Here is a 19,076-nt window from a genome sequence, read left to right as displayed (position 1 = left end):
ACCATGATCACGTGGTCGAGGGCCGAACACAGCCTGAACTCCTGGCGCCCCAACTCCCTCAGCGGCCCGGCCCTCGGCCGCCCCGCCAACCCGTTCTGGGCCCGCACCCTGCGCCGGTGGAACGCGGTCTGCTGGGTCCTGTTCGGCGCACTCTTCGCCGGTCTCGCCCTGACCGAGAGCCAGGGCGGGCGGACGTACGCGGCGCTGGTACTGCTGGGTTGTGTGACGCTCAGCTATGCGGTCCTCCAACGCTTCCCCGGCAATCCCGTCCTGCGCCCGTACACCTATCTGTCGGTGCTGGTCCTGGCGCTCGGCGGGAGCGCGTACGTCTGGAGCGGCTATGCGGCGCTGTTCATCGTGACGCTGCCGCACTTCTGGCTGTTCGGCCGGACGGTGAGGGCCTCGCTGGTCTTCACCGGGCTCGCCACCGTCTCCACGCTGACCGGGAGCTGGCTGCGGAAGGGCTGGAGCGCGGAGTTCCTCGGTTCCACGCTCGTCTCCACGCTCATCGTGGTCGCCGCCAGCGTCCTGATCGGGCTGTGGATCCATGCGGTCGTGGAGCAGAGCGGTGAACGTGCCCGGCTGATCGAGGAGTTGGAGCGGACCCAGGCGCGGCTGTCCGAGGCCCACCAGCGCCAGGGCGCCGCCGACGAGCGCGAGCGGATGGCGCGGGAGATCCACGACACGCTCGCGCAGGGCTTCGCGTCCATCATCGTCCTGGCCGAAGCGGCCCGGGCGGGACTGGCCACCGATCCGGACCGGAGCGCCCAGCAGCTGCGGTCGATCGAGAGCACGGCACGCGAGAACCTCGCCGAGGCGCGCGAACTGGTCGGCTCCGGGCAGCAGAGCCGGGCGGCCGCGGGCACGGTGGCGCAGACGCTGCGCCGGACCCTGGACCGGTTCGCGGAGGACACCGGGCTCACCGTCGATGCGGAACTGGCCGACCCGGAGTGCGACCAGCAGACCAGGATCGCGTTGCTGCGCTGCTTGCAGGAGTCGCTGGCCAATGTGCGCAAGCATGCCGCGGCCTCCACGGTGAGCGTGGTGCTGGCGCGGCAGCCGTTCGGCGTCGAGCTGGAAATCACCGATGACGGAAGAGGGTTCGTGGTCGGGGAGGCACCGGGGTTCGGCCTCGACGGGATGCGCAAGCGCCTCGCCGAGCTGGGCGGACAGCTCACCGTCACCAGCTCGGTCGGCGACGGCACCCGTGTGCTCACGATGATTCCCATGATTCCGGCAGAGTCGATTCCCACGAAGTCGACTCCCCGGGAACGGAAGGTGACGGCATGACCAGTGGAACGACCCGCGGAACGCTTCGCGTCATCGTGGTCGACGATCATTCGGTGATGCGCGCCGGCGTCATCGCCCTGCTCGCCGCCGAGCCGGGCATCGAGATCGTCGGCGAGGCGGCCGACGGCCGCGCGGCACTCGGACTCGTCGACCAATACGCGCCCGACGTCGCCCTGGTCGACCTGCGGATGCCGGTACTCGACGGGGTCGCGACCACGACCGAGATCGTCGCCCGGCACCCGCGGACCCGGGTACTGATCCTGACGACGTACGACACGGACGCGGACATCGAGCGCGGGGTCGAGGCCGGTGCCATCGGATATCTGCTCAAGGACACCACCCGCGAGCAACTGGCCGACGCCATCCGGGCGGCGGCCCGCGGTGAGACGGTGCTCGCCCCGCGGGTGGCCGAGAGACTCGTCGCCAAGATGCGCCAGCCCGCGCCGGTGCCGCTCACCGCCCGGGAGGCCGATGTGCTGAACGCGGTCGCCGACGGGCTCACCAACGCCGAGATAGGCAAGCGGCTGGTCATCGCCGAGGCCACCGTGAAGACCCATCTGCTGCGGCTCTTCGCCAAGCTCGACGTCAATGACCGCACCCGCGCGGTTGTCGTCGCCCTGGAGCGCGGCCTCCTGCACCGCACGCCCTAGAGATCGTTTCGACGGCGGGGGAGACCGTCGGCAGAACGGGGCCGAACGGAGAAGGCCCAGGGCGGAGACTGCTCCGACCTGGGCCTTCGCGCCGTTGGCGCTGGTGATGCACGTGCCCCCGGGCAGATTCGAACTGCCGACACCCGCTTTAGGAGGGTGGTCGGTGATCAGCGGTGTTGACCTGCGGGTTCAGGCCCTGGGCGGGAAGCGCCGACTCGACCTGTCGGGCGCCGTGGTTCCCTGCTGTTCCCCGCTCGATCTGGCACAGGTGTGGCACGGGCCCACGTGCAGCCGGACGGCCCGCTACGACGGTGGCGCGCTGAGCGGAGCGCCCATGACGGGCTGAGCCACAGCGCGGCAGCAGCTGCTCCCCACCAGCCCAGGACGGTGGAAGGTCTCCTCATGCGCCTGCATCCGTGACGGCGCGAGTACGGCGCTCACTCCCCACGGCCGCCACAGGCTGCGAGCCGATCCTGCACCGCCCACCCTCCTCCCGTAGCCAGCCGTTTTTCATGGCCTCCACGCATGGGCGGACGGCGTACTCGGCGAGGCCATCCCAAGGGTTGCCGTCTGGGCCGCCCTGGGGTGCGCTGGCCGACTTGTGAGGGTGGCGGAGCGGCTTTGGCCGGTGGCCTGCCCGGTCTGGGGTCGAGCATGGGCAGGGGGCCATACGCTGGTCGGCGACTCGGGCAGGCTTGCCCCCTGCCCGCAATTGGCCCGAGTGGCCCCCTGGTCTTGCTCGACGCGGGACCCGGACCGGGGAGGTGGGTAAAGCGGCGGAGCCGCCCGGCCCGTCGACGGTCGGCGTTCGTCTCATCTGGCCCTGGCTTCGTCGCCCGGGGGCGTGCGGTGGGCGGCGGCCGCGCCGAGCGGGGCGAAGACAGGAGCGCGGGCGGGGCCGCAGCCCGGCCGCGCGCCCGGCGGAGCGATAGCGGAGCCGGGTGCCTTGATGAAGTAGAGAAAGTTTGACCGCGCTTGGCCGGGGCGGCTCGCTGCTGGCCGGGGCTCCCCGTGCCGGGAGTCTGGTCGGCGTACGTGAGATCAGGTGACGTGTCGGCCGTTATGCGTCAGAGCCTGGGGCCTGCCTGTCAGTCGGCGGGCGAAGCGAAGCAGACGGCCTCTGTTCGCTGGCCGTCACCGTAGGCGTGGGAGGCAATTCCGATTTTCTGCCAGCCGAGACGCCCGTATAGACGGATGGCTGCCGTGTCTTTAGCCATCACATCGAGCACTAGACGAAGATTGCATTCCCGAGCGTAATCGGCGGCCACTCTCATGAGGCGCTCACCAACGGAACGGTTCCGTGCTTCACGTATCACAAACAGGCGAGCGAGGACCGCTACGCGTTCTTCAGGTTCCCGCGTTAGGCACCGATAGAGCGCAACCGCCTCTTCGCCGTTAGGTCGACTGATTGCGACATGGCCAATGACCTGATCCGAAAGTTCGGCCACCCAAGCCTGAATAACACCGGGAGGGGTAAGCCATTCACGGGGATTAGAAACACCTTCGACCGGATATCCGTCACTGCGGTGTACGGACACGAGAGCTTTCGCAGCCCCATCGATATCACTATCCCGGCGGAATCGGATTACTGGATCCACGACCATGCAATTCCCTTCACCCGCAAATTTTTCCCTCGTGGATTTCGACTACTGGACGGGAAATTCGTAGAGAAGTCCGGTTAGGTCGGCGCGATGAACGTAGCGAGATACTTCGAACGGCACTTGGTCCTGGTCAAGGCTGGTGTGCAGCACTTCAAGCACTGGGATGCCAGAGGAGAGGCAGAGCTGTGACGCTTCTTCTGGGCTTGGCATGCGCGCCGTGATCTCGTCGCGGCCGGAAGTCATCACATGGCCCAGCTCTTCAAGGCGTCCGTAAATCCCATTCGGACCAGTCTTGGGCTGCATAAGTCTAGTGCCCTGAGCTTCTTCCCATCGCAGGTAGGTGGAAACAATCTGCACAGGCTCATCGTCAGCGTAATAGTGGTTTTCTCGGTGAACAACGCTTTCCTCATCCGAAGACACCAAGAGGCGTTCCGCGATATCCGGTGGCGGGACTTCACGAGAGATGCTAGCCACCTCAATTCGCGCCGTTTTGCCTTGACGCTGCGCCTCAAGCCGAAAGGGAGTGAGTCCAGTTGCACGGTTCGCGATCGAATATCGATCGCTGCCGAACCGAAAGAGCCGCTGCGGTTCGCGTACGAAGACTCCTCGACCGTGCTCGGCGACGACGAGCCCCTGTTCGGCGAGGAGGCGAACAGCCTCGCGCGCAGTGTTCCGCGCCGTCTCGTACTGCTGGGCAAGGGCCCGTTCTGAGGGCAGTTTGTCACCCGGCCCGAGGGTCCCGTCCAAGATCTTGCGTCGCAGATCCTCTGCAATGCGCCTGCTCGGGAGCCCTTCCTGTCCGGCTTCAGGGGTCGTCATGGGGTCAGCATACAAGTGGCCCAAGCCAGTTGCTTGACCCTCGCCGCGCGGCGTGCTCTACTGGCTTAAGCCAGCACTGGCTCAAGCCAGTTTCTTTGCGGGGCGGTGCTCTGCCCGCCAACGAGATCCACCGCCCCTTCATCGAAGGGAGAACGCCAAGTGTTCAGTCGGTCCAAGGGTCAGGACGGCAACGGTGACGATGTCGCGCGAGTGGTCAAGCACAAGGAGAAGACAGTGTCTGAGGCAACCGTCTCTGACCGGCGGGGGACGCGCTCGGTCAGGGGTCGGTATGAGGCCCGGTGCGATGAGGACGGCTACAGCCTGACTGGCCTGAGGAAAAAGGACGCCGAGGCGTTCGCAGAGATCCATGATCACGAGCGCCACGGTCGCCGGTAACCGATCCGTTTTGAGCCGGGGTGCCTAGGATCCGCCACCTCTCGGTTGAAGGCCGTCGTTGCTCGTGACCGGCCGATCTCGCACTTTCAGAACTCACTGATCCGAACTAAGTGAAGGAGCGGCGCTCATGCGTCAGATCCCCGTGGACACGTCGCAGATGACGGTGATGTTGATTCAGCCGCCGGAGCCGAAGGTGAAGAACCGGGAGACCGGGGAGATCGCTCAGGACCGGACCACGGGCAAGACCCTGTTCAACGTGAACGTTGCCGTGATCGTGGACGGCAAGCCGGATGCGGTGACGATCGTGGTCGCTGAGGACGGCATCACTCCGGACCTGCTCCCGGGTATGCCGGTGACGTTCGCTGGTCTGGTGGCTCGGCCGTGGGAGACGAGCAATGGGCATGGCATCACCTACCGGGCGGCTGCGGTCATGGCGGCGGTGCCGGTTGTCGCCTCCAACGGCAAGGGCTGAGCGCGATGACCGCCGCGGATGTTGCCGGGCTGATCGGCTTAGCCCTGGTCGCTGCTGGTCTGGTGGTGCTGCGTCGGCAGCGTCCGACGTGGTACTGGCTCAGTGTCGGCGCGGTGGTCGCGCTGGTGCGGCTCAAGGTCACCTACCGCTCGGTGATGGAGGCCTGCGGGCTGACGGAGCGGCCGACCCGGTTACGGCTGTGGTGGTCCAAGGTGACGCACCAGGAGCCCGCGCGGGTGGTGCCGCGGCTGCGGCGGGTGAGGGTTACCCGGTCGGGTCTGGTCCTGCACATCAGGATGTGCCCGGGGCAGGAAGTGCACGATTTCGTGGTGGCCTCGCAGCGGCTGAAGCACTCGTGGCGGGCCCACGGCGTGTACGTGCGGTCGTTCAAGCCGGGGTGGCTGGAGATCCGGCTGATTGCCTACGACGTGCTGAACCGGGTCGTCATGCCGGGCAAGCTTCCCGGGGGGCTGTTGAAAGTGCCTGTGGCCCTGCGCGCTGATGCGCTGCCTCATGTGCGGGATTTCCGCAGGACGCCTCACGAACTGGTCATCGGTGCCACTGAGTCGGGGAAGTCCGTGTACCTGCGGGGCCTGGTCAAGGAGCTTGCGCCGCAGCCGGTCGCCCTGGTGGGCGTCGACTGTAAATGGGGAGTGGAGTTCTCTCCCTTCGCCCCGCGCCTGTCGGCCCTGGCGTGCACGCCGGAAGAAGCGGCCGTTCTGCTCGACGTCCTCGTCGGTGAGATGACCGACCGGTACGACCTGATCCGGGCCGCGCAGCAACTCGACCCCGACACGCCCTTCGAGGAGATCACTTCCGATATCTGGGGCCTGCCCGAGGACATACGTCCCGCGCCCCTGATCCTGGTCGTCGATGAAGTCGCCGAACTCTTCCTCGTGGCGACATCGGCGGACGAGAAACGCCGGGATCACATGGTCACTCAGCTGATCCGCTACGTGCAGCTCGGCCGTGCCGCCGGGATGTACAGCGAAATCTGTGGCCAGCGTTTCGGCTCCGAACTCGGCAAGGGCGCAACGACCTTGCGTGCCCAGCTCTCGGGCCGTGTCTCGCACCGGGTCAATGACGAGGGCTCCGCGAAAATGGCCCTCGCCGACATCAGTACCAATGCCGTCATGGCAGCCACCTCGATTCCCGAGGACCGCCCCGGGCAGGCCGTGGCCGGTGACTCCTCCGGCGGCTGGACGATCATCCGCAGCCCCTTCACCAGCCTGCACGACGCCATGACGGCCTGCATTGAGCACGCCGGGATGACACCGGACATCCCCGCCCTGGCCCCCTTCCGGCCGGACACCGCACCCGTGTCCAAGGAAGCTCCGGCCCCGGCTCTCGAAGCCATCTGACTCACTCCGCCCCACGGTCGGCGCGACCGTCTCGCGCCAGGTCCCTACCCCACCCATGCCTGAAACCGGGCACCCTAGGAGGTTCCAGCAATGTCCCGACGTACCGACGATTACGACCGCAGTGCTCGCATCACCCGCGATGCGTGCGACTACGCGGAGCGTGATGGTGCAGACCCGGAGTTTGCCGGCGTGCTGCTGGGGTCGATGGTCGAGCAAGGCCGACGTGAGGACCGGGGCGAGTACCCGCCCAAGGGGCACGACTACCCGGGCCGGGAGCGGTGAGCGCCATGCCCGCATACGACCCTGAAGCCTGGTCGGCTGACGATCTGCTCCACTGCCACCTGGCCAACCATGTGGGCGAATACCTCTGTGACCCCGGGCACGACGCAGAGTTCGGATCGGTCCTCTACTCCGCCATCGGCGCCGAATTCACGGCCAAGGAATGTGGTGTGTACCCGCCTGAGGGCCACGACTACCCCCGTCAGGAGCGGTGACCGCCATGGCAGTGCGTAAGACGGCCCGGCGGAAGTCCTCGGCCAAGACCTGCCGGGACTGCACCGGGGGCTGGGTCCTGGAGACCGTCAAGGTCGGCGCCCGCAAGAAGAAGTCGACTGACAACCAGCAGGAAGCCCTGTGCCCGACCTGCTTCGGCACGGGTGAAGTCCTCGACGACTGACCCTTCGGGGCCGGGCGGCACCGATATCCCCCCGCCCGGCCCCACCCACCGCGAGATTCCTGGAAGGAGGAATGTGCGATGACCCGGCTGCCCCGGCGCGACCCGGTACTCGTGCAAGCGGTGATAGCTGGTGCTCTGTCCTTCGCCCACCTCCACGAGATTGCCCAAGCTGCCGGGCAGGACGGCTGGAAGGGCTGGGCCTACCCGGTCTCTGTCGATCTGCTCTTGGTCGCTGCATGGCGCCGCCTGCGCTCCGGCAACGGCGTACGGCTGGCCTGGGCCTGGTTCCTGATCGCCCTGACCGCCTCGCTCGGCGCGAACGTCGCCACCGCCGGATTCCTCGACCTGACCCACCCACCGGCATGGCTGCGAATGCTCGTCGCGGGCTGGCCCGCCGCCGCGTTCCTCGGCGGAACCCTCCTCGCCCACACCCCGCACACCACCCCTGCGGACACCGCCCCGGAAACCGCAGCCACTGCACCTGAAGTGCCTCCCGCGGACGTTCCTGCGCCCGTCCTCCCCACTGTGGTGGAGGTGCCGCTCGAGACCGAGCCGGTAGCACCGCCGCCTGCGGTGCAGGAGCTGAAGACAGCCCCGGTGTCTTCCGCGCCGCCGCCGGTCGTGGCTCCGGCCGCGCTCGTCGAACACGCCCGGAAGATCGCCACCGCCTACCAGGCCACTGCCGGGCGTCCGATCGACACCGAAACCCTGCGCGCCCGCCTCGGCGTCCCCGCGCCCATGGCCGACGCTATCGCCGCCCAACTCGCCTGACAGACAAGGAGAAGATCCATGCGCGAATCGACCCGGCGTGCTCTGGAGCGGGCCGCCGAACTCACCCGGCAGGGCCGCCTGACGGACGCCATGGCCACCGCTGAGCCGGTGGTCCGCGCCGCCGACATGGACGAGTCCGCCGAGATCGGCCAGTGGCTCACCGACCACGCTGGCGACTTCACCCGGGAGCCGTGAGACGCCATGGCCCGCATGCGCTTCTGGGACCGCGACCGCATCGGAAAGGTCGAGATCGGCACCCACCTCGACCGCCTTGGACGTACAGCTCACGTGGCTGCCTGCACCGCCCCGGGCTGTGACTGGTCGGCCGACTACCTCAGCCGCGCCGCCGCCGAAATCGCCGCCAAAACCCACCGTTGCGACCCTCGCTAGAAGCAGGAGGACACCGTGAACATTCCGCTCTGGCTCGCCGTCGCCGTCATCGCCTACCTCGGGATCAAGCTCACCCGAGTACCGCCGTGGATGGTCGCGGTCCTCCTCATCGGCGGTTTCCTTCTCGCCAACAGCTTCCTGGGTGGCCCGATCGCATCCGGCATCAACGGCGGTGCCTCCGTCCTCGGCGGCTCCAAGTAACCCAACCGGAAAGGAGAACCCTCATGCTCCGCCCGCAGGTACCCGTAAACCCCTTGCCAACCCAGGTCGTCGCCCCGGCCCCCGAGGCGCCCGGCGACGTGCAGCCCGCCACGTCGGTGGTTCCGGTGGTCTGTCAGCACGCTCAGCCGCCCGCAGTGCCTGCCCGTGGGGGTGTGCAGCTGTCGGCCGGGGCCACGGTCGCCGCCATCGGCGCGGGCACGCTCGCGGTCCTCGTCGTCGGCGCGGTCCTGGTCGGCATGTTCCTCGCCATCTCCATCACGGCCGTCTCGCTCGCCGTCGTCGCCGTGGTCGTGCGCTCGGTGCTCAACGGCCAGAACACCAAGAAGTAAGCGGTCCCCGGGGCGGCCTGACACCGCCAAGTATCCGCCGCCCCAGGGACCGGAACCCCTTCACCTCAACCAGCAAAGGGAGAACCCCATCATGCCTCAGCACGACCACGCCTTAGCCAGGAACTGCGGCCACTGCGGCGGCTTCCCAACGGTCGCCGTCACCACCGGCCGCCGCACCTCATCCGGGCACCGCGAGATCGTCACGGCCACCTGCCCCGCCTGCCGCGGTACTGGCACCAGCAAGACCAGGCCCGTCCTCGTAACGGCCGGGAGGTGAGCTGCCGTGGCTGACCTGCCCCTCATTCCCGCTGGGCCTGGCATGCCGTGGCATCACGTGCGTGCCCTGGCCCTGTGGCTCGACTCCCACAACGGCACCGGACCGGAAGAAATCGCACTGCGGCTCCTCAAGCTGACTGAAGAAGCAGGGGAGGTAGCCCAGTCCTACACAGGGATGCGCGGCCAGAACCCCCGCAAGGGCATCACCCACACCCGTGAGGACGTCGCCACCGAGCTGTGTGACGTGGCCCTGAGCGCGCTGGTCGCCTTGTGCACCTTCACCGACGATCCGGCCGCCTTCTTCGCGGCGGCGGTACGCACCTGCCGGGAACGGGTCACCCCCTCTCCGGCTGGCAACCACCTGTTCGTTGAGGGCCGGGAGGTGGCCCGGTGAAGGATCCGACTCCGGACCAGCCCGGCATCCGCATCTCGGCACCCCCCGTCTACAGCGACCACGACGACCCGGCCCGCTGGTCCACTCGCACGGCTGAAGCCCCAACGGCCGCCTACGCCTGCTCCTGCGGACGGACTGGCCATGCCACCGGTACCAGCAAGGTTCAAGACCTCGTCAGCGAGTACGGCGAGCACAGCGCCACCTGCGAAGGGCGGTGACTCGGTGTCCCTCCTGGACTGGCGCGACTCCAAGCATTTCGACCACAGCGGCGACCAGCCGTGCGTGTGCTGCGGCAAGCCGACCCCCTTGCGCTCCGACCGCAACAAGCCCGTCCACAAGGTCTGCGCTGAGGAATGGCTGGACGCCCACCCCCGCGACGAGAAGAACGGAGGAAACCGGTGAACACCAACGTGCGCGTGCTGACCGTGCCGCAGCCCTGGGCTAGCTGCATCGCCTACGGCACCAAGCGGATCCACAACAGCGCCCAGCCGACCGACCACCGCGGCCCCGTCCTCGTCCACGCCGGGCACGGCACCGACACCCGGGCGTGGAACCAGCCCCTGACCCGGCCGTTCCTGCGCCGCCCTCTGGCGACGTCCGCGGTCGTGGCCGTGGCCTTGTTGGAGGACTGCCACCTCGATGACGGCTACTGCACCCTGTGGTCCCTGCGCGGCCGGTGGCACTGGCGCCTCACCCAGGTGATCACCCTGCCCCGTCCGGTGCCCTGGCACGGCGGCGCCGACTGGCTGTGGACCCCGCCTGTGCCCCTGCTGACCAACCCCCGCATCGCCGAAGCGCTGGGGGAGGTGACCGCGTAATGGGCCTGTTCAGCCGCAAGGACCGGGACACGGAGCTGGACGAGATGAGGATCCAGCAGGCCAAGAATGACAGCAGCGACCGGCAATGGGCCGCCTACGCCCACGACAAGATTGGCTGCCCCGACCAGGCGAGGGACAAGCGTCGGGGTGCCTCTTCCGGAGCATCCTGCGAGGAAGCCAACACCCCCCGGCGGGGGCGTCGTCGGTGACTCCTGTGACCGTCTCCCCGGCCGCCGTCGCTGATGTGGCGGCGGCCCTGGGCGCCGACCCCCTGCCCCTGGCCGACCTGCTGCGCGTCGCAACCGACCCCGGCTTCCACCGCTGGCAAGACCAGATCCGCCGCACCGGAGGCTGCACCGACCCCATCCACCTGCGCGGCTGGACGATCACCAAGGACCGCACCACCGGCAAGGTCCTGCACCAGTACAGCACCGACACCGAGCCCGGCGGACGGCTGCGCATCGCCTGCGGCAACCGCCGCGCCTCCCGCTGCCCCTCCTGCGCCTGGCTCTACGCCGGAGACACCTACCACCTCATCCGCGCCGGACTCGTCGGCGACGAGCACAAGAACATTCCCACCACGGTCCGCGAACGGCCCCGGGTCTTCGTCACCCTCACCGCACCCTCCTTCGGCCCCGTCCACAACCAACCCGCAACCGGCCGCTGCCGCTGCGGCACCCACCACCACGACACCGACCCCGCACTCGGCACCCCACTCGACCCAGGCACCTACGACTACGGCGCCGCTGTGCTGTTCAACAACTGCGCGGGTGAGTTGTGGGCCCGCTTCACCCGCCGCCTCCGCCGCGAGATCGCCCTGCGCGCCGGACTCACCCAACGCGAATTCCCCGCCTTTCTGCGCGTCTCCTTCGGCAAGGTCGCCGAATTCCAGAAGCGCGGCGCCGTCCACTTCCACGCCGTCATCCGGCTCGACGGCCCACAGGACGACCCCGACGACGTTCCCGCCTGGGCCACCCTCGACCTGCTCACCGACGCGATTCGCGCCGCCGTCACCCACCCGTACACCAGCATCGAGATCCCACCCAACGACGACGCAGGCTTCCCCGGCTGGTGCCTGCGCTGGGGCACCCAGCTCGACATCCGCCCCATCCAAGCCTTCGACACCGGCCACGACATCAGTGAGCAGGCCGTGGCCTCCTACGTCGCCAAGTACGCCACCAAAGCCGCCGAAACCACTGGCACCCTCGACCGCCGCATCGGCGAACTCGCCGAACTCGACCGCCACACCATCCCCGACCACACCCGCCGACTCATCCAAGCCTGCTGGGACCTCGACCAGTGCTACCCCGCCCGTCGGCTCTGGGCCTGGGCCCACATGCTCGGCTTCCGCGGCCACTTCTCCACCAAATCCCGCGACTACTCCACCACCCTCGGAGCCCTCCGCCAGACCCGCGCCGACTACCGAGCCACCCAGCAACGCCACGCCCTCGGCCTGCCCGACGACGACCCCGATACCACGCTCGTCCTCGCCGACTGGCACTACGCCGGACACGGCCACACCCCCGGCGAATCCGCCCTCGCTGCCGCCATCGCTGACGGCATCCGCACCAACCGCGAAACCGCCCGCGAAGCACAGGCGGACCACGACGACCCCGAAAGGTGGTGACCGATGGACCGACTTCTCACCGTGCAGGAAGTTGCCGAAGCGCTCGGCACGACCGTGCGCTTCCCTCGCAGGCTCATCGAAGAGCGCCGGATCACCTTCGTGAAGGTGGGTCGGCACGTCCGCATCCCCGAGAGCGCCGTCCGCGACTTCATCGACGTCCACACGGTGCAGTCGATGGGCCGTCCTCGCGCGTACTTGCGGAGGGCTGCCTGATGCCCAACAAGCAGGGCAGACGTCGCCGGTTCGGCTCCGTCCGTCAACTCAAGTCCGGCCGCTGGCAGGCTCGGTACCGCGACCCCGGCACAGGGCAGTTACGCAGCGCTGAGGAGACGTACGCCACCAAGACGGATGCTGAGGTGACACTGACCCACATCGAAGCAGACATCACCCGTGGCCAGTGGTCTGATCCCGGCGCGGGCATGGTCCAGTTCGGTGAATACGCCGCTGCGTGGCTCAAAGATCGTGAGCTTGCCGACCGTACCCGGGAGCGCCACGAGGCGGTGATCCGCCTGCATCTGCTGCCCACGTTCAGCGCTCGGCCGCTGTCCTCGATCACGACGACTCAGGTCCGATCATGGCGCACGGCGTGCTTGAAGCGGACTGGTAAGCCGACCGTGGTCAAGGCGTACCAGATCATGCGCGCGATCCTGAACACGGCCGTTGATGATGAACTCATCCGGCGCAACCCCTGCCGGATCAAGGGCGCTGACCGGTACGACGTGCCCGAACGGCCTGTGCTGACCGTCGAGGAGGTCTATACCGTTGCCGACGCGATCGCCCCGCGCTACCGCCTGCTCGTCCTCCTTGCGGCCTTCACAGGCTTGCGCTTCGGCGAACTGGCCTCCCTGCGCCGCCGGGACATCGACACGGCGAACGCCGCTCTCAGCGTCCGGCGCTCACAGGCGGAGATGCAGACGGGCTCGCTCTTCGACAAGGCGCCCAAGTCCGGCGCCGGAATCCGGCCCGTGGCCTTTCCGACCGAACTCGTTCCGGATGTGGAACAGCATCTCGACCGCTTCGCCGGAACGGGCAAGGACGGTCACGTGTTCATCGGCCCCCAGGGTGGACGGCTGCGGCGAAGCAACTTCCGCGATGACTGGATCACTGCGCGGAGAAAGGCGGGCATCACCGCCGACGTTCATTTCCACGACCTGCGGCACACCGGAAACACCCTTGCTGCGTCCGGCGCAAGCCTGCGCGAGCTGATGACCAGGATGGGGCACAGCACACCCCGCGCCGCACTGATCTATCAGCACATGGTCAACGGCCGCGACCGGGAGATCGCCGACCGGCTTGGCGCAGCGATCCGAAAGACGCGGGGCGACGTGGAGACCTAGCGCTATCTGGCACATGTGTGGCACGGCCGCGATCATGCCGAAGGGCCAGTCCGGAGGATCAAGCCTCCTGACTGGCCCTTTTTCGTGTGCCCCCGGGCAGATTCGAACTGCCGACACCCGCTTTAGGAGAGCGGTGCTCTATCCCCTGAGCTACGGAGGCGGGGCAGGCGTCAGTGTAGCGGGTGCCGTCGCGCGGGCGGCAGGGTACCTGGAGGCGGGGGACGGGCGTCAGGCGGGCAGGAGCGGCAGGCCCGGGACGGGGGCGGGGCGGCGGGTCACCGAGACGCGCCAGCTGCCGCCGGGTCCCCGGCCCAGGACCGTGATGGTCACGCCCGCGGCCCGGCAGCTCTGGCCCGTCCGGTAGGGCGCGTCGGTCAGCGGGGTGCTGACGTTGGGGTCCTTGGTGTAGCAGCCGGAGCTGTGCGGGGTGGCGTCGGAGGTGCGGACGGGGCCCGCGCCGGAGGGGAGGTCGCTCGCGACCGTCGTGATCAGGACGCCGGGGCGGCAGACCGCGTGGTCCAGGGGGCCGGGGGCGCGGGCCTCCAGGGTGATGGCCCGGGTGCGGGAGAGGGGGACGACGGCCAGTTTGGGGCCGCCCCGCACCGAGGTGGGGGACAGGGTGAAGGTGTGCGTCCCGGGCCGGGCGAGGCAGTGCACCTGGGACGGGGCGAGCCAGCCCAGCTTCCACTTGTGCCAGGCCAGGAAGTCGTTCGAGGGGCCCCAGTCCTCGTCCATGGGATCCCAGTGGCCCACCGGGTTGCGCCGCCCGTAGTAGAGGTCGGGCAGGCCGAAGCTGTGGGCGTTCTCGTGGGCCAGGACCCGGTACGGGCTGTCGCCGGTCTGGCGGCTCCAGATGAACGTCAGGTTCTGGACGGGGGCGCCGCCCCGGGCGCGCAGGCCGGTCGGTGCGCCCGCGAACGTCACCGAGCGGACGTCCCGCGTTGCCGGAGGGCCGGCGTTCGGCGCGGCCAGCACGTTGATCAGGTCGAAGCGCCGGAGGTCCACCTTCCCGTCCACCGCCGCGAGGATCTCCCGGGTGAGCGCGTGGTAGCCGGAGTTCCGGTCGGGGCCGAAGGGCGCGCCGCGCGTGATGCCGTACGAGCGGTACGGGCGGGACATCCGGATCCAGCGCGGCACGGGGGTGGAGCGGTAGTCCAGCCGCCCGTACGAGCTGGTCCGGTAGTAGTCGGCGACCGCCGGGAAGAACTCGGCGTACCGCTCGCGCGGGGTGATCCGGGCCGGGGCGTCGGGGAAGTCGATGAAGAAGGCGACCGCCCGCACCCGCCCGCTCGACCTGGCGTAGCCGCGCGGCGTCCGGGTGCCCTCGGACACGTTGCGGGTGAGGGTGCGCAGGGCGCAGGGGCCGGCCGGGCGGAAGGCGGCCGCCGCGTCCTCGGCCTGCGACGGGGCCGGGGCGGCGAGGGCGAGGGTGGCGAGTGCCGCGGCCGCGACCGCGGCGGTCAGGGTTCTCGTCACGGCCCGCCACCTCCGCTGTGTGCCGCTGCGCTGCTCTCCGTGCTCGCCTTTCTGTGCTCACCCTCCGTCGTTGCGCGCCCGTGCGCGCTCCGGGCTGCGGCAGATGGGGGTGGGTGACGCAGGTCACATTCCCGGCGGGAAATATCCGGGGACGGTCTCCCCGTTTAGTCGGGTGTCTTCAGCAAACGGGGACCTTCTCCCCGCTTGCCTCCGCTGTCCCGCTACTCGAGGAGAGCCCGTCGTGGCCGCAGCAGCACAACCCCGCCTCCGCGCAGACGCCCTGCGCAACCGGGAGCGGATCATCGCGGCGGCCCGGGAAGCGCTCGTCGAGCACGGGGCCGAGTCCTCGTTCGATGAAATCGCTCGACGTGCCGGCGTCGGCAATGCCACGCTGTACCGGCACTTCGCGGACCGCCGCGAGCTGATCCACCACGTCACCCTGTCCGTCATGGACCGCATCGCGGACCGTGCCGAGACGCTGCGAACCGAGGAATCCGATGTTTTCCTGGCGCTGAGGCGCTTCGTCCATGCGGCTGCGGACGAGCGCATCGGAGCGCTGTGCCCGCTCCTCGCCGACGGCGGCCTCGGGAGGGACCACCCCGACCAGGTCCAGGCGCGTGAACGGCTCGAGAAGGCCGTCGAGGCGCTCCTGGACGATGCCCGCGAGGCCGGGAAGCTGCGCACCGACATCGGCATCGGCGATCTGATGGTCGCCATCACCCAGCTGACCAGACCGCTGCCGGACAGCGGCTGCGCCGACTTCGGCCAGTTCGTGCACCGGCATCTGCAGCTGTTCCTGGACGGGCTGATGACCCCGGCCCGGTCCCGGCTCCCGGGATCGCCCGCGACGCTGGAGGACCTGCGCAGACAGGCCACCGGTGAAGCGGGAGCCGAACCGCCCGCATCCCCCGCCGCATTGCCCCACCAGTAGTCCGAACGCCCGGCCCCCAGCGGCCGGTTCCGATCGGCCGGTCACGGCCGGTCGGTTCCGTTCGTCCAGTTCTGTTCGTCTCCAAGCCCTAGGCAGGCCCCACCCATGCCGGAAAACATCACCTCACCGGACCCCAGGCGCTGGAAAGCGCTCATATTCATCGCCCTCGCCCAGCTGATGGTCGTCCTCGACGCGACCATCGTGAACATCGCCCTGCCCTCCGCGCAGGAGGCCCTGCACATCTCCGAGGCCAACAAGCAGTGGGTCATCACGGCCTACGCGCTGGCCTTCGGCGGGCTCCTGCTCTTCGGCGGCCGCCTGGCCGACCTGTGGGGGCGCAAGCGGACCTTCATCGTCGGTCTCGTCGGCTTCGCCGTGGCCTCCGCCCTGGGCGGTGCCGCGGCCAATACTCCGATGCTGCTGGGCGCCCGCGCGCTTCAGGGCGTCTTCGGCGCGCTGCTCGCGCCGTCCGCCCTCTCGCTGCTCGCGGTGATGTTCACCGAGGCGAAGGAGCGCGCCAAGGCGTTCGGCATCTTCGGCGCCATCGCCGGTGGCGGCGGCGCGGTCGGCCTGATCCTCGGCGGTGTGCTCACCGAGTACATGAACTGGCGCTGGACGTTCTTCGTGAACATCCCCTTCGCCGTCGTCGCCGCGGCCGGTGCCGTCGCCGTGATCCGCGAGCCGGCCGAGGGCCGCAACTCCTCCCGCCTCGACATCCCCGGCGTCGTCCTGGCCACCCTCGGCCTGGTCTCGCTGGTCTACGGCTTCACCCGCGCCGACTCGGACGGCTGGACGGCCGGCTGGACGCTCGGCCTGTTCGCCGCCGCCGCGGTGCTGCTCGGCGCCTTCGTCCTCGTCGAGTCCAGGGTCGCGGCCCCGCTGCTGCCCCTGCGCGTGGTGACCGACCGGAACCGGGCCGGCGTCTACGCCTCGCTGGGGCTCGCCGTCATCGGCATGTTCGGCCTGTTCCTCTTCCTCACCTTCTATCTGCAGATCGTCAAGGGCTACAGCCCCGTCAGCACGGGCCTGGCCTTCCTCCCGATGATCGCGGGCATGATCACCGGCTCGACGCAGATCGGCACCCGGCTGATGACCCGCGTCGCACCGCGGCTGCTGATGGGCCCGGGCTTCCTGCTCGCCGCCGTCGGCATGCTGATGCTGACGCAGATCGACTTGGACACGTCCTACCCGACGCTGATCCTGCCCGCGTTCCTGCTGCTCGGCCTCGGCATGGGCACGGCCTTCATGCCCGCCATGAGCCTGGCCACGCAGGGCGTGCAGCCGCGCGACGCCGGTGTCGCCTCCGCGATGGTCAACACCTCGCAGCAGGTCGGCGGTGCGATCGGCACGGCCCTGCTCAACACGATCGCCAGCAGCGCCGCGACCTCGTACGCCAAGTCGCACCTGACGGACGGCGCCCCGGTGAAGGTGCTCAAGGTCCAGTCGATGGTGCACGGCTACTCCACCGCCATCTGGTGGGCGGTCGGCATCCTCGCCCTGGCCTCGGCCATCGCGGCCACCCTCATCAACACCGGTCCCCAGGGCGGTCCCGCCGCCTCCGGTGACGGCGAGGAGGGGGCGATCGCCGAGGACGCCGTTCCCGTGATGGTCCACTGAGGCCCTGAGGCCCTGAGGCCCTGAGGTTCTGAGGCCGCGAGGCCCTGAGGTCCGGTACATCCGGTCCGCCCGCCGTGGAGACCGAAGGCCCCCGCCGGTTCGCCCGGCGGGGGCCTTCGTACGTCCTCGTGGCCGTGCGGCTCAGCGCAGCCAGGGCAGGTCCGCCCCCTCCGGCTGGAGGCCCGCGGCGATGGTCCGGCACATCTCGCCGAACTGCCCGGCCTGTTCCGGCGTCAGCCGGTCGAAGATCGCAGCCCGCACCGCCGCCACATGGCCCGGCGCCGAGGCGTGCAGCATCTCGAAGCCCTCGTCGGTGAGGACGGCCAGCTGGCCGCGCTTGTCCGACGGGCACTCCTCGCGCCGCACCCAGCCGTTCCGCTCCAGCCGGGCGATGGCGTGCGAGAGCCGGGAGCGGGTGATCTTCGCGTGCTGGGCGAGTTCCGTCATCCGCATCCGGCGGCGCGGCGCGTCGGAGAGCTGCACCAGCAGCCCGTAGTAGACGTGCGGCATCCCGGCGTCTCGCTGGAGCTGCCGGTCCAGATAGTCCTCCAGGAGCGTGGAGGCGTGCATGTACGCCCGCCAGGTGTCCTGCTCCTCATCGGTGAGCCAGCGGGGCTCGGCAGCGGCCTCGGGGGCCTCCGCGGCCTCGGCGCTCTCCGCGGGTGGGTTCTTCATGGCATCCACTGTTTCACTCGCGCGCCCGCCGATCTTCCCGGGAGGTCGATGCTTGAACTTTAAATAATGCCGGAGTAAGGTCTCTTGTTACAAGCTTGAGATTTCAAGTAAATCGGGGCAAGTGAAACGAGGAGTGTCATGCAGGCCGTCGCCGATCCCCGCCCGGCTCCCCAGGGGCGCATGCCCGCCCTCTACCTCTCGCACGGCGCCCCGCCCCTCGCGGACGACCCCGTGTGGCCCGGCCAGCTCGCCGCCTGGTCCGCCGAGCTGCCCCGGCCCACGGCGATCCTGATGGTCTCCGCGCACTGGGAGGAGGCCCCGCTCGCGCTGGGCGCCACCGAGACCGTGCCGCTGGTGTACGACTTCTGGGGTTTCCCCGAGCACTACTACGCGGTGCGGTACGCGGCCCCCGGCGCCCCGGACCTCGCCGAACGCGTGCGCAAGACGCTGCGCCGCGCCGGTATGCCCGTCCAGGACATGCCCGACCGCGGGCTCGACCACGGCGCGTACGTACCGCTCGTCGAGATGTATCCCGGCGCCGGCATACCCGTGCTGCAGATGTCGCTGCCCACGCTCGACCCGCAGCGGCTGCTCGCGATCGGGCGCAGGCTCGCGCCGCTGCGCGACGAGGGCGTGCTGATCGTCGGCAGCGGCTTCTTCACCCACAACCTCGCCGCGCTGCGGCACGCGGGATCCGGGCCGCCGGCGTGGTCGGCGGAGTTCGACGCGTGGGGGCGCGAGGCGCTGGAGGCGAACGACGTCGACGCGCTGCTGGACTTCGGGAACAAGTCCCCGGCGGCCCGCCTGGCCCACCCGCGCACCGAGCACTTCGCCCCGCTCTTCGTCACCCTGGGCGCCGCGGAGGGCGAACTCCGCACGCAGCGCAGCGTGATCGACGGCTTCTGGATGGGGCTGGCCAAGCGCTCGGTGCAGTTCGGGTAGCAGCCG

General features: G+C 69.3%; 28 protein-coding genes and 1 tRNA gene. 24 read left to right on the top strand and 5 right to left on the bottom strand.

Annotated elements, in window-relative coordinates:
- Positions 1 to 3: 3 nt before the first annotated feature.
- From AC1Z4A_RS12965 to AC1Z4A_RS12955, 3 genes are all read left to right on the top strand, one after another.
- Entirely contained in the window at positions 4 to 1,290 is a 1,287-nt protein-coding gene (locus AC1Z4A_RS12965; RefSeq protein WP_483678449.1) for a sensor histidine kinase, read from the top strand.
- Positions 1,287 to 1,940 (top strand): response regulator, encoded by a 654-nt coding sequence (locus AC1Z4A_RS12960; RefSeq protein ID WP_483678448.1) that lies wholly within the window; start codon positions 1,287 to 1,289, stop codon positions 1,938 to 1,940. The genes AC1Z4A_RS12965 and AC1Z4A_RS12960 overlap by 4 nt, the downstream gene beginning before the upstream one ends.
- Positions 1,941 to 2,103: 163 nt before the next feature.
- Positions 2,104 to 2,286 (top strand): hypothetical protein, encoded by a 183-nt coding sequence (locus AC1Z4A_RS12955; RefSeq protein WP_483678445.1) that lies wholly within the window; start codon positions 2,104 to 2,106, stop codon positions 2,284 to 2,286.
- A 742-nt stretch (positions 2,287 to 3,028) separates the two neighbouring features.
- Here AC1Z4A_RS12955 and AC1Z4A_RS12950 read toward each other — a convergent pair.
- Positions 3,029 to 3,544, bottom strand: a complete 516-nt coding sequence (locus AC1Z4A_RS12950; protein ID WP_483678442.1) for a GNAT family N-acetyltransferase — start codon at positions 3,542 to 3,544, stop codon at positions 3,029 to 3,031.
- Between the two features lie 42 nt (positions 3,545 to 3,586).
- On the bottom strand, positions 3,587 to 4,360 hold the full coding sequence (locus AC1Z4A_RS12945) for a GntR family transcriptional regulator (protein WP_483678440.1): 774 nt from the start codon (positions 4,358 to 4,360) through the stop codon (positions 3,587 to 3,589).
- A gap of 523 nt (positions 4,361 to 4,883) precedes the next feature.
- Here AC1Z4A_RS12945 and AC1Z4A_RS12940 point away from each other — a divergent pair.
- The 18 genes from AC1Z4A_RS12940 (at position 4,884) to AC1Z4A_RS12855 (ending at position 13,429) form a co-directional block, all read left to right on the top strand.
- Positions 4,884 to 5,228 carry an SCO3933 family regulatory protein gene (locus tag AC1Z4A_RS12940; RefSeq protein WP_483678438.1) on the top strand — a complete coding sequence of 115 codons (345 nt, stop codon included), beginning with the start codon at positions 4,884 to 4,886 and terminating at the stop codon, positions 5,226 to 5,228.
- 5 nt (positions 5,229 to 5,233) lie between these two features.
- On the top strand, positions 5,234 to 6,589 hold the full coding sequence (locus tag AC1Z4A_RS12935) for an FtsK/SpoIIIE domain-containing protein (RefSeq protein WP_483678436.1): 1,356 nt from the start codon (positions 5,234 to 5,236) through the stop codon (positions 6,587 to 6,589).
- 90 nt (positions 6,590 to 6,679) lie between these two features.
- Positions 6,680 to 6,871: a hypothetical protein gene (locus AC1Z4A_RS12930; protein ID WP_483678435.1), complete on the top strand. Its 192-nt coding sequence runs from the start codon at positions 6,680 to 6,682 to the stop codon at positions 6,869 to 6,871.
- A gap of 5 nt (positions 6,872 to 6,876) precedes the next feature.
- Positions 6,877 to 7,083 (top strand): hypothetical protein, encoded by a 207-nt coding sequence (locus AC1Z4A_RS12925; protein WP_483678433.1) that lies wholly within the window; start codon positions 6,877 to 6,879, stop codon positions 7,081 to 7,083.
- A gap of 5 nt (positions 7,084 to 7,088) precedes the next feature.
- A complete protein-coding gene (locus AC1Z4A_RS12920) occupies positions 7,089 to 7,265 on the top strand; it encodes a hypothetical protein (RefSeq protein WP_483678432.1) in 177 nt (58 codons plus the stop codon).
- 78 nt (positions 7,266 to 7,343) lie between these two features.
- Positions 7,344 to 8,036, top strand: coding sequence for a DUF2637 domain-containing protein (locus AC1Z4A_RS12915; RefSeq protein ID WP_483678431.1), 693 nt, complete (start codon positions 7,344 to 7,346; stop codon positions 8,034 to 8,036).
- Between the two features lie 18 nt (positions 8,037 to 8,054).
- Positions 8,055 to 8,231, top strand: coding sequence for a hypothetical protein (locus tag AC1Z4A_RS12910; RefSeq protein ID WP_483678429.1), 177 nt, complete (start codon positions 8,055 to 8,057; stop codon positions 8,229 to 8,231).
- A 15-nt stretch (positions 8,232 to 8,246) separates the two neighbouring features.
- The gene (locus AC1Z4A_RS12905) at positions 8,247 to 8,426 is read left to right on the top strand and encodes a mobile element transfer protein (protein ID WP_483678427.1); all 180 of its coding nucleotides are present in this window, start codon (positions 8,247 to 8,249) and stop codon (positions 8,424 to 8,426) included.
- A gap of 15 nt (positions 8,427 to 8,441) precedes the next feature.
- Positions 8,442 to 8,627, top strand: a complete 186-nt coding sequence (locus tag AC1Z4A_RS12900; protein ID WP_483678425.1) for a hypothetical protein — start codon at positions 8,442 to 8,444, stop codon at positions 8,625 to 8,627.
- 23 nt (positions 8,628 to 8,650) lie between these two features.
- The gene (locus AC1Z4A_RS12895) at positions 8,651 to 8,977 is read left to right on the top strand and encodes a SpdD-like protein (RefSeq protein ID WP_483678424.1); all 327 of its coding nucleotides are present in this window, start codon (positions 8,651 to 8,653) and stop codon (positions 8,975 to 8,977) included.
- Between the two features lie 91 nt (positions 8,978 to 9,068).
- Positions 9,069 to 9,254 (top strand): hypothetical protein, encoded by a 186-nt coding sequence (locus AC1Z4A_RS12890; protein WP_483678422.1) that lies wholly within the window; start codon positions 9,069 to 9,071, stop codon positions 9,252 to 9,254.
- Positions 9,255 to 9,296: 42 nt separating this feature from the next.
- Positions 9,297 to 9,647 carry a MazG-like family protein gene (locus tag AC1Z4A_RS12885; protein WP_483678419.1) on the top strand — a complete coding sequence of 117 codons (351 nt, stop codon included), beginning with the start codon at positions 9,297 to 9,299 and terminating at the stop codon, positions 9,645 to 9,647.
- The gene (locus AC1Z4A_RS12880; protein WP_483678418.1) at positions 9,644 to 9,865 is read left to right on the top strand and encodes a hypothetical protein; all 222 of its coding nucleotides are present in this window, start codon (positions 9,644 to 9,646) and stop codon (positions 9,863 to 9,865) included. The genes AC1Z4A_RS12885 and AC1Z4A_RS12880 overlap by 4 nt, the downstream gene beginning before the upstream one ends.
- 4 nt (positions 9,866 to 9,869) lie before the next feature.
- On the top strand, positions 9,870 to 10,049 hold the full coding sequence (locus AC1Z4A_RS12875; protein ID WP_483678417.1) for a hypothetical protein: 180 nt from the start codon (positions 9,870 to 9,872) through the stop codon (positions 10,047 to 10,049).
- Complete coding sequence (locus AC1Z4A_RS12870) at positions 10,046 to 10,465, top strand: hypothetical protein (protein WP_483678416.1); 420 nt, start codon at positions 10,046 to 10,048, stop codon at positions 10,463 to 10,465. Before AC1Z4A_RS12875 ends, AC1Z4A_RS12870 begins: the two co-directional genes overlap by 4 nt.
- 205 nt (positions 10,466 to 10,670) lie before the next feature.
- Complete coding sequence (gene repSA, locus AC1Z4A_RS12865) at positions 10,671 to 12,092, top strand: replication initiator protein RepSA (RefSeq protein WP_483678415.1); 1,422 nt, start codon at positions 10,671 to 10,673, stop codon at positions 12,090 to 12,092.
- A 3-nt stretch (positions 12,093 to 12,095) separates the two neighbouring features.
- Positions 12,096 to 12,305: an excisionase family DNA-binding protein gene (locus AC1Z4A_RS12860; RefSeq protein WP_483678414.1), complete on the top strand. Its 210-nt coding sequence runs from the start codon at positions 12,096 to 12,098 to the stop codon at positions 12,303 to 12,305.
- Entirely contained in the window at positions 12,305 to 13,429 is a 1,125-nt protein-coding gene (locus AC1Z4A_RS12855; RefSeq protein ID WP_483678413.1) for a tyrosine-type recombinase/integrase, read from the top strand. Before AC1Z4A_RS12860 ends, AC1Z4A_RS12855 begins: the two co-directional genes overlap by 1 nt.
- Before the next feature lie 87 nt (positions 13,430 to 13,516).
- On the opposite strand, the gene AC1Z4A_RS12850 is transcribed toward AC1Z4A_RS12855, so the two are convergent.
- Together AC1Z4A_RS12850 and AC1Z4A_RS12845 are read right to left on the bottom strand one after the other, a co-directional pair.
- Positions 13,517 to 13,589, bottom strand: a tRNA-Arg gene (locus AC1Z4A_RS12850).
- A gap of 68 nt (positions 13,590 to 13,657) precedes the next feature.
- Positions 13,658 to 14,905 (bottom strand): M6 family metalloprotease domain-containing protein, encoded by a 1,248-nt coding sequence (locus AC1Z4A_RS12845; RefSeq protein ID WP_483678411.1) that lies wholly within the window; start codon positions 14,903 to 14,905, stop codon positions 13,658 to 13,660.
- A gap of 241 nt (positions 14,906 to 15,146) precedes the next feature.
- On the opposite strand from AC1Z4A_RS12845, the gene AC1Z4A_RS12840 reads away from it, so the two are divergent.
- Together AC1Z4A_RS12840 and AC1Z4A_RS12835 are read left to right on the top strand one after the other, a co-directional pair.
- Positions 15,147 to 15,836: a TetR/AcrR family transcriptional regulator gene (locus AC1Z4A_RS12840; protein WP_483678409.1), complete on the top strand. Its 690-nt coding sequence runs from the start codon at positions 15,147 to 15,149 to the stop codon at positions 15,834 to 15,836.
- A gap of 105 nt (positions 15,837 to 15,941) precedes the next feature.
- On the top strand, positions 15,942 to 17,453 hold the full coding sequence (locus AC1Z4A_RS12835; RefSeq protein WP_483678408.1) for an MFS transporter: 1,512 nt from the start codon (positions 15,942 to 15,944) through the stop codon (positions 17,451 to 17,453).
- 141 nt (positions 17,454 to 17,594) lie between these two features.
- Here AC1Z4A_RS12835 and AC1Z4A_RS12830 read toward each other — a convergent pair whose 3' ends face one another.
- Complete coding sequence (locus tag AC1Z4A_RS12830; protein ID WP_483678407.1) at positions 17,595 to 18,128, bottom strand: MarR family winged helix-turn-helix transcriptional regulator; 534 nt, start codon at positions 18,126 to 18,128, stop codon at positions 17,595 to 17,597.
- Positions 18,129 to 18,266: 138 nt separating this feature from the next.
- Here AC1Z4A_RS12830 and AC1Z4A_RS12825 point away from each other — a divergent pair, with 138 nt between their 5' ends.
- The gene (locus AC1Z4A_RS12825) at positions 18,267 to 19,070 is read left to right on the top strand and encodes a dioxygenase family protein (protein ID WP_483678405.1); all 804 of its coding nucleotides are present in this window, start codon (positions 18,267 to 18,269) and stop codon (positions 19,068 to 19,070) included.
- The last annotated feature ends 6 nt before the right edge of the window (positions 19,071 to 19,076 follow it).

Source organism: Streptomyces sp. 17_S59, assembly GCF_056930295.1.
The sequence above is the reverse complement of the archived record's forward strand: the minus strand, read 5'-3'. Positions and strand labels throughout refer to the sequence as shown.

Coding starts and splice junctions, on each gene's coding strand:
- AC1Z4A_RS12920 (WP_483678432.1), top strand. CDS start 7,089: ATGGCAGTGCGTAAGACGGCCCGGCGGAAGTCCTCGGCCAAGACCTGC.
- AC1Z4A_RS12885 (WP_483678419.1), top strand. CDS start 9,297: ATGCCGTGGCATCACGTGCGTGCCCTGGCCCTGTGGCTCGACTCCCAC.
- AC1Z4A_RS12965 (WP_483678449.1), top strand. CDS start 4: ATGATCACGTGGTCGAGGGCCGAACACAGCCTGAACTCCTGGCGCCCC.
- AC1Z4A_RS12825 (WP_483678405.1), top strand. CDS start 18,267: ATGCAGGCCGTCGCCGATCCCCGCCCGGCTCCCCAGGGGCGCATGCCC.
- AC1Z4A_RS12905 (WP_483678427.1), top strand. CDS start 8,247: ATGCGCTTCTGGGACCGCGACCGCATCGGAAAGGTCGAGATCGGCACC.
- AC1Z4A_RS12930 (WP_483678435.1), top strand. CDS start 6,680: ATGTCCCGACGTACCGACGATTACGACCGCAGTGCTCGCATCACCCGC.
- AC1Z4A_RS12855 (WP_483678413.1), top strand. CDS start 12,305: ATGCCCAACAAGCAGGGCAGACGTCGCCGGTTCGGCTCCGTCCGTCAA.
- AC1Z4A_RS12925 (WP_483678433.1), top strand. CDS start 6,877: ATGCCCGCATACGACCCTGAAGCCTGGTCGGCTGACGATCTGCTCCAC.
- AC1Z4A_RS12915 (WP_483678431.1), top strand. CDS start 7,344: ATGACCCGGCTGCCCCGGCGCGACCCGGTACTCGTGCAAGCGGTGATA.
- AC1Z4A_RS12950 (WP_483678442.1), bottom strand. CDS start 3,544: ATGGTCGTGGATCCAGTAATCCGATTCCGCCGGGATAGTGATATCGAT.
- AC1Z4A_RS12945 (WP_483678440.1), bottom strand. CDS start 4,360: ATGACGACCCCTGAAGCCGGACAGGAAGGGCTCCCGAGCAGGCGCATT.
- AC1Z4A_RS12830 (WP_483678407.1), bottom strand. CDS start 18,128: ATGAAGAACCCACCCGCGGAGAGCGCCGAGGCCGCGGAGGCCCCCGAG.
- AC1Z4A_RS12935 (WP_483678436.1), top strand. CDS start 5,234: ATGACCGCCGCGGATGTTGCCGGGCTGATCGGCTTAGCCCTGGTCGCT.
- AC1Z4A_RS12890 (WP_483678422.1), top strand. CDS start 9,069: ATGCCTCAGCACGACCACGCCTTAGCCAGGAACTGCGGCCACTGCGGC.
- AC1Z4A_RS12910 (WP_483678429.1), top strand. CDS start 8,055: ATGCGCGAATCGACCCGGCGTGCTCTGGAGCGGGCCGCCGAACTCACC.
- AC1Z4A_RS12895 (WP_483678424.1), top strand. CDS start 8,651: ATGCTCCGCCCGCAGGTACCCGTAAACCCCTTGCCAACCCAGGTCGTC.
- AC1Z4A_RS12940 (WP_483678438.1), top strand. CDS start 4,884: ATGCGTCAGATCCCCGTGGACACGTCGCAGATGACGGTGATGTTGATT.
- AC1Z4A_RS12835 (WP_483678408.1), top strand. CDS start 15,942: ATGCCGGAAAACATCACCTCACCGGACCCCAGGCGCTGGAAAGCGCTC.
- AC1Z4A_RS12860 (WP_483678414.1), top strand. CDS start 12,096: ATGGACCGACTTCTCACCGTGCAGGAAGTTGCCGAAGCGCTCGGCACG.
- AC1Z4A_RS12960 (WP_483678448.1), top strand. CDS start 1,287: ATGACCAGTGGAACGACCCGCGGAACGCTTCGCGTCATCGTGGTCGAC.